The 15,249-nt window shown below is 68.2% G+C and carries 13 protein-coding genes and 1 pseudogene; 3 read left to right on the top strand and 11 right to left on the bottom strand.

The features are described from left to right. Nucleotide 1 precedes the first annotated feature (1 nt). Nucleotides 2-1,075, bottom strand: coding sequence for a class I SAM-dependent methyltransferase (locus tag BN976_RS16465; RefSeq protein ID WP_036372017.1), 1,074 nt, complete (start codon nucleotides 1,073-1,075; stop codon nucleotides 2-4). Nucleotides 1,076-1,178: 103 nt separating this feature from the next. On the opposite strand from BN976_RS16465, the gene BN976_RS16460 reads away from it, so the two are divergent. After that, nucleotides 1,179-3,920: an AAA family ATPase gene (locus BN976_RS16460; protein ID WP_036372015.1), complete on the top strand. Its 2,742-nt coding sequence runs from the start codon at nucleotides 1,179-1,181 to the stop codon at nucleotides 3,918-3,920. A 1-nt stretch (nucleotide 3,921) separates the two neighbouring features. On the opposite strand, the gene BN976_RS16455 is transcribed toward BN976_RS16460, so the two are convergent. From BN976_RS16455 to BN976_RS16435, 6 genes are all read right to left on the bottom strand, one after another. After that, nucleotides 3,922-4,944, bottom strand: a complete 1,023-nt coding sequence (locus BN976_RS16455; RefSeq protein ID WP_011781040.1) for a sulfate/molybdate ABC transporter ATP-binding protein — start codon at nucleotides 4,942-4,944, stop codon at nucleotides 3,922-3,924. Nucleotides 4,945-4,965: 21 nt separating this feature from the next. After that, nucleotides 4,966-5,778 (bottom strand): sulfate ABC transporter permease subunit CysW, encoded by an 813-nt coding sequence (cysW, locus tag BN976_RS16450; RefSeq protein WP_011781041.1) that lies wholly within the window; start codon nucleotides 5,776-5,778, stop codon nucleotides 4,966-4,968. Continuing rightward, nucleotides 5,775-6,668, bottom strand: coding sequence for a sulfate ABC transporter permease subunit CysT (gene cysT / locus BN976_RS16445; RefSeq protein WP_199558959.1), 894 nt, complete (start codon nucleotides 6,666-6,668; stop codon nucleotides 5,775-5,777). The genes cysW and cysT overlap by 4 nt, the downstream gene beginning before the upstream one ends. After that, nucleotides 6,665-7,690: a sulfate ABC transporter substrate-binding protein gene (locus BN976_RS16440; RefSeq protein WP_011781043.1), complete on the bottom strand. Its 1,026-nt coding sequence runs from the start codon at nucleotides 7,688-7,690 to the stop codon at nucleotides 6,665-6,667. The genes cysT and BN976_RS16440 overlap by 4 nt, the downstream gene beginning before the upstream one ends. 118 nt (nucleotides 7,691-7,808) lie before the next feature. Next, the gene (locus tag BN976_RS34785; protein ID WP_356948658.1) at nucleotides 7,809-7,901 is read right to left on the bottom strand and encodes an Ms4533A family Cys-rich leader peptide; all 93 of its coding nucleotides are present in this window, start codon (nucleotides 7,899-7,901) and stop codon (nucleotides 7,809-7,811) included. Between the two features lie 129 nt (nucleotides 7,902-8,030). Continuing rightward, entirely contained in the window at nucleotides 8,031-8,237 is a 207-nt protein-coding gene (locus BN976_RS16435; RefSeq protein WP_011781044.1) for a hypothetical protein, read from the bottom strand. 85 nt (nucleotides 8,238-8,322) lie between these two features. Here BN976_RS16435 and BN976_RS16430 point away from each other — a divergent pair, with 85 nt between their 5' ends. Then, nucleotides 8,323-10,329 (top strand): glycoside hydrolase family 15 protein, encoded by a 2,007-nt coding sequence (locus tag BN976_RS16430; RefSeq protein WP_036372011.1) that lies wholly within the window; start codon nucleotides 8,323-8,325, stop codon nucleotides 10,327-10,329. 25 nt (nucleotides 10,330-10,354) lie between these two features. Here the strand turns inward: BN976_RS16430 and BN976_RS16425 are convergent, their stop codons facing one another. From BN976_RS16425 to lepA, 4 genes and pseudogenes are all read right to left on the bottom strand, one after another. Beyond that, nucleotides 10,355-11,080: a sensor domain-containing protein gene (locus tag BN976_RS16425; RefSeq protein WP_036372009.1), complete on the bottom strand. Its 726-nt coding sequence runs from the start codon at nucleotides 11,078-11,080 to the stop codon at nucleotides 10,355-10,357. 25 nt (nucleotides 11,081-11,105) lie between these two features. Then, a complete protein-coding gene (locus BN976_RS16420) occupies nucleotides 11,106-11,849 on the bottom strand; it encodes a sensor domain-containing protein (RefSeq protein ID WP_051558442.1) in 744 nt (247 codons plus the stop codon). A gap of 95 nt (nucleotides 11,850-11,944) precedes the next feature. Next, nucleotides 11,945-12,655: pseudogene (locus BN976_RS16415) on the bottom strand (sensor domain-containing protein). Next, the gene (gene lepA / locus BN976_RS16410) at nucleotides 12,652-14,571 is read right to left on the bottom strand and encodes a translation elongation factor 4 (protein WP_372924257.1); all 1,920 of its coding nucleotides are present in this window, start codon (nucleotides 14,569-14,571) and stop codon (nucleotides 12,652-12,654) included. Before lepA ends, BN976_RS16415 begins: the two are co-directional and overlap by 4 nt. Nucleotides 14,572-14,628: 57 nt before the next feature. Between lepA and BN976_RS16405 the strand changes: the two genes are divergently transcribed. Then, entirely contained in the window at nucleotides 14,629-15,240 is a 612-nt protein-coding gene (locus BN976_RS16405; protein WP_036372002.1) for a type II toxin-antitoxin system PemK/MazF family toxin, read from the top strand. The last annotated feature ends 9 nt before the right edge of the window (nucleotides 15,241-15,249 follow it).

Here is a 15,249-nt window from a genome sequence, read left to right as displayed (position 1 = left end):
TTCAGGGCCGAACCTGGAAAACGTGGTTGAACGGTGTCTGTGCCGCCACCCTGAACCGGGTGAATCCCGCCGCGGTGACCACATCGCGGATACGCGCGGGCCCCGCCTGGGTACCCAGCGCCAGACCCACCGGCTGCGCCAACGACGACGGCGTGCACAGCAACGTCGAGAACCCGTAGTAGGCGCGACCGATGGGATTGAAGTTGTCCTGCACCCGGTCACCGGCGGCCGGCTCGACGATCATCCACGATCCGTCCTCGGCGATCACCTCGCGAACCCGCCGGGCCGCCCCGATCGGATCGCCCATGTCGTGCAGGCAGTCGAACATCGTGACCAGGTCGTAGGGGCCGCCGCCGAGTTGGTCGGCGCTCCCCACTTCGAAGCTCACGCGCCGGTCCGCGTTTGCCTCCCGAGCCCGCTGCCTTGCGGTCTCGACGGAGCCGGCGTGCACGTCGGTGCCCACAAAGGTGGAGTTCGGGAACGCCCGCGCCATCAACAGGGTCGAACCGCCGTGCCCGCACCCCACGTCTGCCACCCGTGCGCCGTCGGCAAGCCTGTCGGCGACACCTTCCAGCGCGGGAATCCAGTTGTCGACGATCTGCGCCGCATAGGTCGGCAGGAAGAACCTCTCGCACCCGACATGGACGTCGGAATTGTGTTCACCCCAACCCATTCCGTCGCCCGTCCGTGCCACCTCGACGATGTGGGTGGCATCCCGCAGCGTCCCGTACGCGAGCTGGAACAGCCCGCCGACGAACGCCGGGCTGGTCTCGTCGTACAGCGCCGTGGCCTGTTCCGGCGGCAGATGGTAGCGGCCGGTCGAGTCGTCGTAGGCGACGAACGAACCGGCGGCCTGCGCGTTGAGCCATTCGCGGGCGTAGTGCTCGTCGGTTCCGGTGTGTTCGGCCAGTTCTGCGGGGGTGCACGGCCCGTGTTCGACAAGGCATCGGTAGTAGCCGAGCCGCTGCCCCATGACCACGAGCGCACAGTTCAGGGCCGCCCCCGCCTCCTCGACGGAGCGCAGCACGAAGCCCATGAGTTTCTCCGGATCGACCGGAATGGTGGTGGTATTCATCGTGGTGTCCTTCCTCCGATGGGACTACACACACCAGCGTGGACCTGCGGAAGCTCCGGCGAATCAGGTGGCCCCCCTAGTTCGCGCCGCCTAGTATCGGCGCATGCTTCTCGGCCGCGAATCCGAGCAGCAGCGCATCGCCGAGCTGGTGGCCGGCGCGCGTCTCGGCCAGAGCGGGGTGTTGGTCGTCCGCGGCGAAGCCGGAATCGGCAAAACCGCGCTGCTCGAGGACACCGCTGCACACCTCGGCGACATGACGCTGGTCCGCGCCTCCGGAACAGAAGCCGAGTCGACCCTCGAATTCTCCGGACTGCATCAGCTGTTACGGCCCGCACTGCATCTCATCGATCGCCTGCCGGCGCCGCAGTGCGACGCTCTCGCGGTGGCTCTGCTGATGCGTGACGGTCCCGCACCCGAACGGTTCGCAGTCGGCGCAGCCACGCTGAGCCTGCTCAGCAGGTATGCCGAAGACTCTGCGCTGCTGGTGCTGGTCGATGACGCGCACCTGCTCGACTCACCGTCGGCCGACGCGTTGACGTTCGTCGCCCGTCGCCTGCTGGCCGATCCGATCGCGATGGTGATCTCGACCCGCCCCGAGCCACACGCCGCGTTCACGGCGACCGACCTCCCGATACTGGATCTCGGCGGTCTGGATCTTGCCGCGGCGTCGGAACTGATCTCGCGGTCGGCGCCGAACCCGGCGACCGCCGAGGACGCCGCGCACCTTCACCGGGTCACGTTGGGCAGCCCGCTGGCCCTGGTCGAACTCTCCCGCGACATCGAACGCGTCCGTGACTCGCCACCCGTGCTGCCGGTACCGGTGTCCGACGCCGTCGCGCAAACCTTCGGGCGACGGATCACCGCGCTCCCGGACCCGACGCGGTTGGCTCTTCTGCTCGCGGTGGTCGCCGACGGGGATCTCGGGCTGGCGTCTCGCGCTGCCGCCGAGATGGGTACCTCGCTGGCCCCGATCGTCGAGGCCGAGTCGATCGAGCTGATGCGCATCAACGCCGGTCGAGTCGACTTCCGGCATCCGTTGGTCAGATCGGCCGTCTACGCCGCCGCCGATGCGCAGACCCGCCGGGACGTCCACCGCGCCGTCGCGGCCGCGATGCCCGCGGCCGCACACACCCGCCGGGTCTGGCACCTGAGCGAGGCGGTCGTCGGACCCGACGACGCGGTGGCCGACGATCTCGTCGATCTGGCCGAAAAGGCCACTGCCCGTGGCGCACACGGCGTGGCGGCCAACGCTCTGACCAGAAGTGCAGAGCTGACCAACGACGACGCGCTGCGCTGTGCGCGGTTGATCCGTGCCGGCGAGGCGGCCTGGTTCGCCGGGCACCTCACCCGTGCCCGGGGGCTGATCGATGATGCGGAGGCGATCGCCGCGGGGCCCGACACTCTCACCCAGATCAGCGCGCTGCGCGGCCATATCGCGTTGCGCAGCGGTTCGCTCCGCGACGCTCACGACCTCCTCGTCGACGCGGCCGCGAGAACCGATGCGGCAGAAGCGGATGCCACCGTGGGCCTGTTGGCGGACGCGGTCACCGCATGCTTCTACATGTGTGACACCGCCGCGGGCCTGGCCCTGGCCGACCGCATCGAAGTGCTTCTACCGGCGTGCCGCACGGGTTCGGCACGCACCCGCGGCCAGTTGGCCATCGGAGTCGCCCGCGTCATTGCCGGTGGCGACGGGATGCGGTGGCTGCGGATCGCCGTCGAGACACTCAACAACGAACCGTCGGTGCTCGACGACCCCCGCCGCCCGGACTGGTCGATCGTCGGCGCCCTGTTTCTCCGTGAAACCGCCGCCGGCAGAGATCTCATGCAACGGGTCGTGCAGGATCGCAGGAAAAGGACGGCGATCGGTGCGCTACCGAATCTGCTGTTCCACACGGCCCGTGACGACGCGACCACCGACAACTGGCAGTCAGCGCTGGCGAGTTACACCGAAAGCGTCGCGCTGGCAAGAGAAACCAGTCAAAGCACCGACCTGGCCGCATCACTGGCGGGGCTGGCATGGTTGCAGGCGAGAATGGGCCGCTTTGCCGAGTGTCGCGTCAATGCCGCCGAGGCACGGCAGTTGGCGCGGCGCCACCACATCACGTTCGCCCACCTGTGGGCACAGTTCGCCCTCGGCGATTCCGCACTGGCCGAAGGCAACGCCGGCGAGGCCATCGTGCACTACCAGGGAATGGAATCATTGTTGACCGACAACAGATTTCGTGACGTCGACCTGGCACCAGGGCCGGAACTCGCCGAAGCACACATGCGGCACGGCGACGCTGCCGCCGCGCACGAGGTCGCCGTGGGTTACCTGGGCCGGGCACAGGAGAAGAGTCAGCCGTGGGCGTTGGCGCGCGCGCACCGGGCGATGGCACTCACCGCCGGAGAGCCCGGGGAATGTGAGGCACACTTCTCGGAAGCTCTACGGCTGCACGAACTCAACCCCGACAGGTTCGAGGCCGCGCGCACCCGGCTTGCGTTCGGCTCCAGCCTTCGCCGCATCAAGAAGCGGGTCGCCGCGCGACCCCATCTCCGTGCGGCCCTCGAAGACTTCGAACGACTCGGGGCCCGCCCGTGGGCTGACGCCGCCGCAGATGAGCTCGAAGCCACCGGCGAACGCGCTCGGCGCGGTGGTACCGAGTATTCGGCCCTGCTGACGTCGCAGGAGCTTCGGATCGCCCAGATGCTCGGCCGGGGAGCGACCACGAAGGAAGCCGCCGCGGCACTGTTCCTGAGCCCGAAGACGGTCGAGTACCACCTGCGCAACGTGTACCACAAGCTCGCGATCAGCTCCCGGTCCGAGCTGAAAGCGGTGGTGCAGGACCGGGCGGACGGCTGAATCAGGCCACCGGCAGCGGAACGCCGTCCGGCAGCGACGGCACCCGGGTGGCGCGCACGTACACCGTGTCGCCCTCCTTGAGGCCGAGCGCCTCGGCGTCGCCGCGGGTGATCTGCGCGGTGAACGGCGTATGCGTTGCCGCACTGGTCAGTTCGACGCGAACCTCGAAGCCCAGCACCACGATCCGATCGATCGTCGCCCGGGTGACACCGGTGGCCTGGACTGAGTCGTCGCTGGCGCCGATCGCCATCTCCGGGCTGCGGCCCACCCGGATGTCGTGCGGACGCACCAGCACACCGTTGAGGGATGACACCGCGCCGAGGAACGACATCACGAACGCGTTGGCAGGAGCGTCGTACACCTCGGTCGGTGAACCGACCTGCTCGATACGGCCCTTGTTGAGCACCGCGATCCGGTCGGCGACGTCGAGTGCCTCCTGCTGATCGTGGGTCACCAGCACGGTCGTAACGTGCACCTCGTCGTGCAGTCTGCGCAGCCACGCGCGCAGATCCTCTCGGACCTTGGCGTCGAGAGCGCCGAACGGCTCGTCGAGCAGCAGCACCTGCGGGTCGACGGCCAACGCCCGCGCCAGCGCCATGCGCTGACGCTGACCACCGGAGAGCTGGTTGGGGTAGCGGCTCTGGAAGCCCGCCAGCCCGACCACCTCCAGCAGATCGTCGACCTTGGCCTTGATCTCGGCCTTGGGCTTCTTGCGGATCTTCAGGCCGAAGGCCACGTTGTCGCGGACGGTCAGGTGCTTGAACGCGGCGTAGTGCTGGAACACGAAGCCGATGCCGCGCTTCTGCGGCGGTATCCGGGTGACGTCGCGGCCGTTGATGGTGATCGTGCCGGTGTCGGGCTCGTCGAGGCCGGCGATGGCCCGAAGCAGCGTCGATTTCCCCGACCCGCTGGGCCCCAGCAGCGCCGTCAGCGAACCCGCGGGCACGACGAAGTCGACGTTGTCCAGCGCGGCGAAGTCGCCGTAGCGCTTGTTGGCGCCTTCGACGGTGATCGCGTGGGTCATCAGATGTCAGCTCCTAGGGGCCTATTTGGCGGTGCGCGTCCGGCGGGCGTCGAGGATCACCTGGGCGATGAGGACCAGGACGGCGACGGTCATCAACAGCGTCGAGATCGCGTAGGCGCCGTACTCGGCGCCCCGGGTGTACCGGTCATGGACCAACAGCGTCAGCGTCTGCGACGAACCGGGCAGATTCGCCGCGACCATCAGCACCGCACCGAACTCGCCGAGGGTGCGGGCGATCGTCAGCACGATGCCGTAGGTCAGACCCCAGCGGATCGACGGGAGCGTGATCCGCCAGAACGTCTGCCACCACTGCGCGCCGAGGGTGGCCGACGCCTCCTCCTGATCGGTGCCGATCTCGTGCAGCACCGGTTCGACCTCGCGGATCACGAACGGCACGGTGACGAAGATGCTGGCCAGCACGATGCCGGGGAAGCCGAAGATGATCCTCCACCCGAAGTCGTTCTCGAGGAAGCCGAACAGGCCCGCCGAACCCCACAGCAGGATCAGCGCGACACCGACGACCACCGGCGACACCGCGAACGGCAGGTCGATGACGGCCTGCAGCGCACTCTTGCCGCGGAACTTGTTGCGCGCCAACACCAGCGCCGTGGGAACCCCGAAGAGCACGTTGAGCGGCACCACGATCGCGACGACGAGCAGCGACAGCTGCAGAGCCGAGATCGCCGCCGGGGTGCCAACGGAGGCGAAGAAGTCGCCGACACCGGGTGAGAAGGTGCGCCACAGGATCAGCCCGACCGGCACGATCACCAGGACCGCGACGTAGGTCAGCGCGATCCACCGCAGAAGGTGACGCATCACCGGCGAGAGCGTCATGCCGCCAGCGCCTCCCGTTTGGCTGCCCTGGCGCCGATGGCCCGCAGGATGAACAGGATCACGAACGAGATCGCGAGCAGCACAATGGAGATCGCGGCCGCACCGACCTTGTCGTCGTTCTCGATCAGGGTGCGGATCCACTGCGAGGACACCTCGGTCTCACCGGGGACCGCGCCGCCGATCAGCACCACGGAACCGAACTCGCCGATGGCGCGGGAGAACGCCAGCCCCGCGCCCGAGAGCAAGGCCGGCAGCAATGCGGGCAGGATCACCTTGGTCAGGATCGTGAAGTTGTTGGCGCCCAACGATGCCGCCGCCTCCTCGACCTCACGGTCGAGCTCGAGCAGCACCGGCTGCACGGAGCGCACCACGAACGGCAGCGTCACGAACAGCAGCGCGATGCCCACGCCCCACTTCGTGTGTTGCAGGTGGATTCCCACCGGGCTGGCGGGGCCGTAGAGCGCGAGCATCACCAGGCTGGCGACGATGGTGGGCAGCGCGAACGGCAGATCGATGACCGCGTCGACCAGACGCTTGCCGGGGAACTCGTCGCGGGTCAGCACCCAGGCGACCAGCAACCCGAAGAACCCGTTGACGATGGTGACGCCGATCGAGATGGTGACCGTCACGCGCAGCGAGGCCACCGCGGCCGGAGAGCTGACAGCCGACCAGAATGCGCCGAACCCGCCCCCCGCGGACTGCCAGAGGATCGCGGCGAGCGGCAGCAGCACGATCAGCGACAGCCACATCGTGGCGGCCCCGACGCGCAACGACGTCGATCCGTGCCTGGGGGTGAGCAGCCGCGAGGACCGGCCCGAGCCACCGTCGTCGGTGAGCTCGGGCCGGATCGCCTCAGGGTTCGGGTCGACCACCCTGGGAGAAGGGGTCATCCAGTGGCCTGCTTGTAGATCTTCGTGATCGTGCCGTTCTCCTTGTCGAACAGCTCGGAGTCGACCTTAGACCAGCCACCCAGGTCCTCGATGGTCCACAGCTTCTCCGGCGTGGGGAACTTGTCGGCGAACTCGGCGAGCACCGCCGGGTCGACCGGCCGGAAGTTGGCTTCCGCCCACAGCTTCTGGGCTTCCGGGGTGAACTGGAAGTTCACGAACGCCTGGGCCTGGTCCGGGTGCTGGCTGGTGTTCACCACCGCGGTCGGGTTCTCGATCTTGAAGGTCTGCGCCGGGTTGACGTGTTCCAGGTCGAAGTTCAGCGCCTCGTTCTCGTAGGCCAGCAGCACGTCACCGCTGCCCTGGCGGAACACGTCGGTGGCCTCACGGCCCGAGCCGGGACGCAGCTTGACGTGCTCGGTGACCAACTTGTTGACGAAGTCGATGCCGGCCTGCGGATCCTTGCCGCCGTTGCTGGCGTAGGCGTACGGCGCGAGCAGGTTCCACTTGGCCGCGCCGGAGCTGAGCGGACTCGGCGTGATGACCTCGATGCCCGGCTGCAGCAGGTCGTCCCAGGTGCGGATGTTCTTGGGGTTGCCGGGGCGCACCGCGAAGCTGACCACCGAGCCGAACGCGATGCCCTTGTTGGGGCCGGCGTTCCAGTTCTCGTCGACCTTGCCGGCCTTGACCAGGCGGGTGATGTCGGGTTCGACCGAGAAGTTCACGATGTCGGCGGGCTTGCCGGACTCGACGGCGCGGGACTGGTCTCCCGAGGCACCGTAGGAACCCGTGACCGCGACGCCCTTGCCCTCCTCGGTGGCGGCGAACGCAGGTGACACCTTCGACCAGCCCGGCTCGGGAACCGCGAACGCCACCAGCGTCAGCGTGGTCTCTGCGTCGCTGTTGCCGCCTTCCTCGCCCACCACATCACTGGCGCCGCCGCCGCAGGCGGCCAGCACCGCCGCCGACAGCGTGAGTGCGGCCGCTGTCCGCCAGCGTCTCGTGGATTTCAGGATCTTGCGCATCGATGGCCTTTCCGGGTGTCGGATATCGGTGGTGGTGACCGTTCCGGAAAGGCAGGCTCAGCACTGAGGCAGGTATGCCGCAGCCGTCACCGACACCGAACCACGAACGGGCAGGGAGTCAGCGACAACAACAGACATCGGCAACGGCGCACAGACCCACGGCGATGAGGGCCACGATGTGGCCGCTCTTGTTGCCGGACGCCGATTGCATGGCGCGAAGCGTAACAGAGGCGACCGTGCGGGTCGTCGCCGGTATTTCAGCGCGTGACGAACCACATCACGACGACGAGCACGATCAGCGCCACCAGCACGAGGGTGACCCGCGAACGCGGCATCCCGCTCATAGATCGCCACCCTCTCTGTCGTCGTCGACGTGTCTGATCCGGTGCAGGATCCTGATGCCGTTCCCCAGAAGATGGTCCAGAATCACCGCGGTCACATAGGCCAGCGCCAGCACCACCGGCATCACCACCACCGTCTGCGCCAGGAACGGCAGCCCGGACAGCCACAGCTCCACCCCGTCCCACCAGTTGAGGAAGCTGTCCACCCGGCCAGGGTATGCGCAGCAGGACAATGCAGGGCACGGGGTGTCCCAGTAGACGCCGAGGTATCCCGCAGTCGATGATGAGCAAATGGTTCTGCCGCAGACCGAGACCTCCGACGGCGTGTCCCCCAACGGTGACGGAGGGGCGTTCGCGCTGTCCAGCCCGGCGGCGTATCCCAGCTCCGGGCCGCTGCGCAACCCGTTCCCGCCGATCGCCGACTACGCGTTCCTGTCCGACTGCGAAACGCAGTGCCTGATCTCGTCGGCCGGCTCGGTGGAGTGGCTGTGCGTGCCGCGGCCCGACTCGCCCAGCGTGTTCGGCGCGATCCTGGACCGCGGCGCCGGCCACTTCCGGCTCGGTCCGTACGGGGTGTCGGTGCCCGCGGCGCGGCGCTATCTGCCCGGCAGCCTGATCCTGGAGACCACCTGGCAGACCCCCACCGGCTGGGTGATCGTGCGCGACGCCCTCGTGATGGGACCGTGGCACGATCTCGACACCCGCTCCCGGACCCACCGCCGCACGCCGATGGACTGGGATGCCGAGCACATCCTGCTGCGCACCGTCCGGTGCGTCAGCGGCACGGTGGAACTGGTGATGAGCTGCGAGCCGTCGTTCGACTACCACCGCACCAGCGCGCACTGGGAGTATTCGGCGCAGGCCTACGGCGAGGCCATCGCGCGGGCCACCAAGAACCCGGACTCCCATCCGACGCTGCGGCTGACCACCAATCTGCGGATCGGTCTGGAGGGTCGGGAGGCCCGGGCCCGGACCCGTTTGAAGGAAGGGGACAACGTCTTCGTCGCGCTGAGCTGGTCCAAGCACCCGGCGCCTCAGAACTACCAGGAGGCCGCCGACAAGATGTGGACGACCAGCGAATGCTGGCGCCAGTGGATCAACGTCGGTGACTTCCCCGACCACCCGTGGCGGGCCTACCTGCAACGCAGTGCGCTGACGCTGAAGGGTCTGACCTACTCCCCGACCGGCGCGCTGCTCGCCGCGCCGACCACGTCGCTGCCGGAGAGTCCTCAAGGCGAACGCAACTGGGACTACCGCTACGCCTGGGTGCGCGACTCCACGTTCGCACTCTGGGGCTTGTACACGCTGGGCCTGGACCGCGAGGCCGACGACTTCTTCGCGTTCATCGCCGACGTGTCGGGCGCCAACAACGGAGACCGGCACCCGCTGCAGGTGATGTACGGCGTCGGCGGGGAACGCAGCCTGGTCGAGGAGGAGCTCAACCACCTGTCGGGCTACGACAACGCCCGACCGGTCCGCATCGGCAACGGCGCCTACAACCAGATGCAGCACGACATCTGGGGCACCATGCTCGATTCGGTCTACCTGCACACCAAGTCGCGCGAGCAGATCCCCGAGACACTGTGGCCGGTGCTCAAGGAACAGGTCGAGGAGGCGGTCAAGCACTGGCGCGAGCCCGACCGCGGCATCTGGGAGGTGCGCGGAGAACCGCAGCACTTCACCTCCAGCAAGATCATGTGCTGGGTGGCGCTCGACCGGGGCGCCAAGCTCGCCGAGTTCGAGGGCGAGAAGTCCTACGCCCAGCAGTGGCGCGCGATCGCCGAGGAGATCAAGGCCGACATCCTCGAACACGGCGTCGACGAGCGCGGTGTGCTGACCCAGCGCTACGGGCACGACGCGCTGGACGCGTCACTGCTGTTGGCGGTGCTGACCCGGTTCCTGCCACCCGACGATCCGCGGATCCGGGCGACGGTGCTGGCCATCGCCGACGAGCTGACCGAAGAGGGCCTGGTGCTGCGCTACCGGGTCGAGGAGACCGACGACGGGCTGTCCGGCGAAGAGGGCACGTTCACGATCTGCTCGTTCTGGCTGGTGTCGGCGCTGGTCGAGATCGGCGAGATCCATCGGGCCCGGCATCTGTGTGAGCGGCTGCTGTCGTTCGCCAGCCCGCTGCACCTCTACGCCGAGGAGATCGAACCGCGCACCGGGCGGCACCTGGGCAACTTCCCGCAGGCGTTCACCCACCTGGCGCTGATCAACGCCGTGGTGCACGTGATCCGCGCCGAGGAAGAGGCCGACAGCTCCGGGGTGTTCCAGCCGGCGAACGCCCCCGTATAACGGGGCCCTCGCGTCCTGAACGCCCCTACTTCGTCGCCGCGTTCTCGATCATCGCGACGGCGATCTCGGCCGCCTCGTCGCTGATGCTGTATCCGCACGCCCACGCCTCGACCGTCAGATTCGACACCACTGACAGCGCGTGCTGGCAGGCCCAACCGTCGGCGCCGTCCTGCGTAACCCGCTGGGTGAGCACTGTGTCGTCGACCTGGGCGGCGTCGAGCTCCCACAGGTAGTCGCCGTCGCCGGTCGTGATCGTGGCGTTGGCGCAGTCCTGCCAGGTGACCGACGAACGGTCGAAAAAGTCCTGTGCGTTCCTGGCCGCCGGGTAGATCACCGCGGTCTGTTCCACCCAGTGGTCGTTGTCGCCGTCGGGTTCACGCGCCACCTGGTCCCGCACGGCCGTCCAACCGGTGCCCGCGTATGCCGGTTCCTCGGCGGCGTACACCGTACCGAGGCAGTCCGGGTTCGACACCTCGGCGGTGTGGTCGGTCATCTCGTCGAGCTCGCTGGAGACCTTCATCCGTATCGAACCCATGATGGAGTTGAGTTCGTCGACGCTCAGCAGCACCCGTTCCAGTGCGGCTTCGTCGAGCGGCGGGACGTCGAGTGTGGCCGCGCCCGGGTGGCGCACCGCGGCCCCCTCCACTGTGCTCACACACGCGCAGAGCAGCACCGATGCGGCGAGCCCGGCTCCGGCGGCGTAGGCGCAACGGACTGCGCCGACGTTGTTCACCAAGCCATTGTCTGCCATGGACTGCCACCCGGCGGCGGAGCCGTCAGCGCACCGCGGCGATCTTGTCCAGGATCGCGTCGGCGACAGCCACCGCGGACCGCCCATCCGCCGCCGCGCGGGGGTCGATGAGCTCCACCTCCACGATGCAGTCGCCCGCCAGACCGACGGCGCGCATGCCCGTCGGGGACTCCGTCCCACCCGAGGCGTGCAGCACGTGCGCCGACACCACCCGCTGGTCGAACGCGACCCCGGTGATCCGGCTCATCTCGCCTGCGCCGTGATCCGGTGACTGCAGGGAGACGGTCTGGCCGTTACAGCGGCGCCACTGGTCGGTGAGCGAGGCGAAGAACTCCTGGGCGGCGCCGGGGTCGGTCATCTGCACGACGCCGAAGAACCCCGACACCGGCGGACCGTCGAAACCGCCGCCGGCCCACGTGTTGCTGGCCACCGACTGGACCGGACTGGTGTCGTACACGATCTCCTGCATCCGGTAGGCGGCGCTCACGCACTCCGCCGGCGCCACCTGGGCGTCGGCGACACTGCGCAACAACACGTCGGCGTCACCTTCGACCGGCCGGCCGAGCAGCCCGTTCGGCCCGGTGGCCAGCAGGGTGGCCAACTCCTGCCCGGTGGGCAGGAACGGACCGAGCGGGATCGCCGGTGAGGGTTGGGCGGCCTCGACGATCCGCACCACGGGGCGCTCGTCGGCGGGAACGCCGGTGCAGCCCGACAGTGCGACGCACGCGCACGCCGCGGCTGCTGCCGCCGCCGCCAGATTCCCCGACATACTCCTTCGATAGCATGCCGGGCCGCGACGCGCGACCGCTTCGGGTTTTCCGAGACGCCGCCGGGCGGTGTGCGGGCGGGATCCCCAGGCCGTCGTCACCGCGTGCGCGCGGAAGCTTTGGCGATCATCTCGGCCACCACCGTCGTCGCCTCGTCGTGGATGCGCTCGGCGCACACCGACGCCTCGATGATCAGGTTCGAGACGGAGACGACGGTGTGCTGACACTGCCAGTCGATCGAGTCCAGGATTGTCGACTGCTGGCTCACCATCCCGCCGTCCCGCACCACCGCGTCCAGCTCTCAGTCGAACCACTCCTCGCCGTCGCTGATCGAGACCTGCCGGCCCGCGCAGTCGTCCCACTCGCGGGCCGACCGCTCCACGAACTGCTCGGCGTCCTCGGCGGTCGGCACCAGCACCGCGCTCTCTTCGACCCAGTGTTCGTTGTCGTCACCCGGCTCACTGGCCAGTCGGGTGAGCACGGCGGTGTACCCGGTGGACTCGTACACCGGGTCTTCGGCGGTGTAGAGCGCGCCGAGACATTCGGGGTGGGAGACATCGGCGGAAGTGTCGGTCATCTCGTCGATTTCGTCGGTGACCTCGATGTCGGGACTGTTCAGCAGCGCGGCGATCTCGGCGCTGTCGAGCAGCACGGCATCGAGGTCACGCTCGGTCAGCACGCCCGCCACCGCCGACGGGGCGGCGTCGGGCCGCACCGCGGTGCCGTCCACGGTGCTGGTGCATGCGGTCGCCCACAGTGACACCGCGAGCCCGGCAAGAGCCACGCCGCGGCGCCACCTGCGCGTCATTTCTTCGGCTTGTCCGCGGTGGATTCGGTGGACAGCGCGGCGACGAAGGCCTCCTGCGGGACGTCGACCCGGCCGATGGTCTTCATCCGCTTCTTGCCTTCCTTCTGCTTTTCCAGCAGCTTGCGCTTACGGGTGATGTCACCGCCGTAGCACTTGGACAGCACATCCTTGCGGATCGCCCGAATGTTCTCGCGGGCAATGATTCTCGAGCCGACGGCGGCCTGCACGGGCACCTCGAACTGCTGGCGCGGGATGAGCTCCTTGAGCTTGGTGGTCATCTTGTTGCCGTAGGCCGAGGCCCCGTCCTTGTGCACGATCGCCGAGAACGCGTCGACGGCCTCGCCCTGCAGCAGGATGTCGACCTTGACCAGGTCGGCCTCCTGCTCGCCTGCCTCCTCGTAGTCCAGGCTGGCGTAGCCGCGGGTGCGCGATTTCAGCGAGTCGAAGAAGTCGAAGATGATCTCGCCCAGCGGCATGGTGTAGCGCAGCTCGACGCGCTCGGGCGACAGGTAGTCCATGCCGCCGAGTTCACCGCGCCGCGACTGGCACAGCTCCATGATCGTGCCGATGAACTCGCTGGGCGCGATGACCGTCGTCTTGACCACCGGCTCGAACACCGACCGCACCTTGCCCTCCGGCCAGTCCGAGGGGTTGGTGACGATGATCTCGGTCCCGTCGTCCTTGACGACGCGGTAGACCACGTTCGGCGCGGTCGAGATCAGGTCCAGGTTGAACTCGCGTTCCAGGCGTTCCCGGGTGATCTCCATGTGCAGCAGCCCGAGGAACCCGCAGCGGAACCCGAACCCGAGCGCCACCGACGTCTCGGGTTCGTACGTCAGCGCCGCGTCGTTGAGTTGCAGCTTGTCCAGCGCCTCGCGCAACACCGGGTAGTCCGAGCCGTCGACCGGATACAGGCCCGAGTAGACCATCGGCCTGGGCTCCCGGTAGCCGGTCAACGCTTCCTTGGCGCCGTTACGTGCCGTCGTCACCGTGTCGCCGACCTTGGACTGGCGCACGTCCTTCACACCGGTGATGAGGTAACCGACCTCGCCGACGCCGAGGCCGTCGGAGGGCTTGGGCTCGGGTGAGACGATGCCCACCTCGAGCAGTTCGTGGGTGGCGCCGGTCGACATCATCGCGATGCGCTCGCGCGGGGTGATCTTCCCGTCCACCACCCGCACGTAGGTCACCACGCCGCGGTAGATGTCGTAGACCGAGTCGAAGATCATCGCGCGGGCAGGCGCGTCCGGGTCGCCCTGCGGCGCCGGGATCTCCCGCACCACGTGGTCGAGCAGCTCGGCCACACCCTCACCCGTCTTGCCCGACACCCGCAACACGTCCTCGGGCTCGCAGCCGATGATGTGGGCGATCTCGGCGGCGTACCGGTCCGGGTCTGCGGCGGGCAGATCGATCTTGTTCAGCACCGGGATGATCGTCAGGTCGCGGTCGAGCGCCAGATACAGGTTCGCCAGCGTCTGCGCTTCGATGCCCTGGGCGGCGTCGACCAGCAGCACCGCGCCCTCGCACGCCTCCAGCGCGCGGGACACCTCATAGGTGAAATCAACATGGCCAGGCGTGTCAATCAAATGCAGCACGAACTCCTCACCGTTGACCACCCACGGCAGCCGCACGTTCTGCGCCTTGATCGTGATCCCGCGCTCACGCTCGATGTCCATCCGGTCCAGGTACTGCGCCCGCATCGAGCGCTCGTCGACCACACCGGTGAGCTGCAGCATCCGGTCGGCCAGGGTGGACTTTCCGTGGTCGATGTGGGCGATGATGCAGAAGTTCCGAATCTGCGCCGGCGCAGTGAACGTCTTGTCGGCGAAGCTGCTGATGGGAATCTCCTGGTGAGCGGGTCGTGGCGGCCTGAACAGGCCTGTCCAGAGTATCGAGCGCACACCCCCGCGACACAATCGAGCCGTGATCGAGGCGGCTTCGGGGCACCGGGGCACCGCCTATGCTTGGCGGGTATGGCGTCATCGTCCTCGTATCTGAAGGCGTTTCAGCGCTTCCTGGTGAAAGGCACCGAGAACCTCGTATTCAACGAGGCCCCGAAACTGGTCCGCCAACTTCAGAAGTCCGACACCGTGGCGCGCGGTATCCAGCAAGGCATCCGGATCGGCCTCGATGTCCTGGCCGGACAGGCGCAGACCGGGGCACCCGCCCTGCCCGCCGGCCGGCCCGTCTCCAGCAACTTCGTCCCGACCGCGCACCGCGCTCGCAAGGTGTCGTACGCCCCGAACCTGGACGGACGCGCGGATCCGGGCGAGATCGTGTGGACCTGGGTGGCCTTCGAGGACGACCCGACCCAAGGCAAGGACCGTCCGGTGCTGGTCGTCGGCCGGGACCGCAACATCCTGTTCGGGCTGATGCTGTCCAGCCGGGATCATCACGGCGACGATCCCAACTGGGTCGGGATCGGCGCCGGGTCCTGGGACTACGACGGAAGGCCGAGCTGGGTCCGGCTGGACCGCGTGCTGGACGTCCCCGAGGAGAGCATCCGACGCGAGGGCGCGATCCTGGAGCGCGTGGTGTTCGACGTCGTCGCTGCACGCCTGCGCGCCGAATACTCGTGGACCTGATTCCCGCCT

This window comes from Mycolicibacterium austroafricanum (assembly GCF_000612725.1).
Taxonomy (GTDB): domain Bacteria; phylum Actinomycetota; class Actinomycetes; order Mycobacteriales; family Mycobacteriaceae; genus Mycobacterium; species Mycobacterium austroafricanum.
The sequence above is the reverse complement of the archived record's forward strand: the minus strand, read 5'-3'. Positions and strand labels throughout refer to the sequence as shown.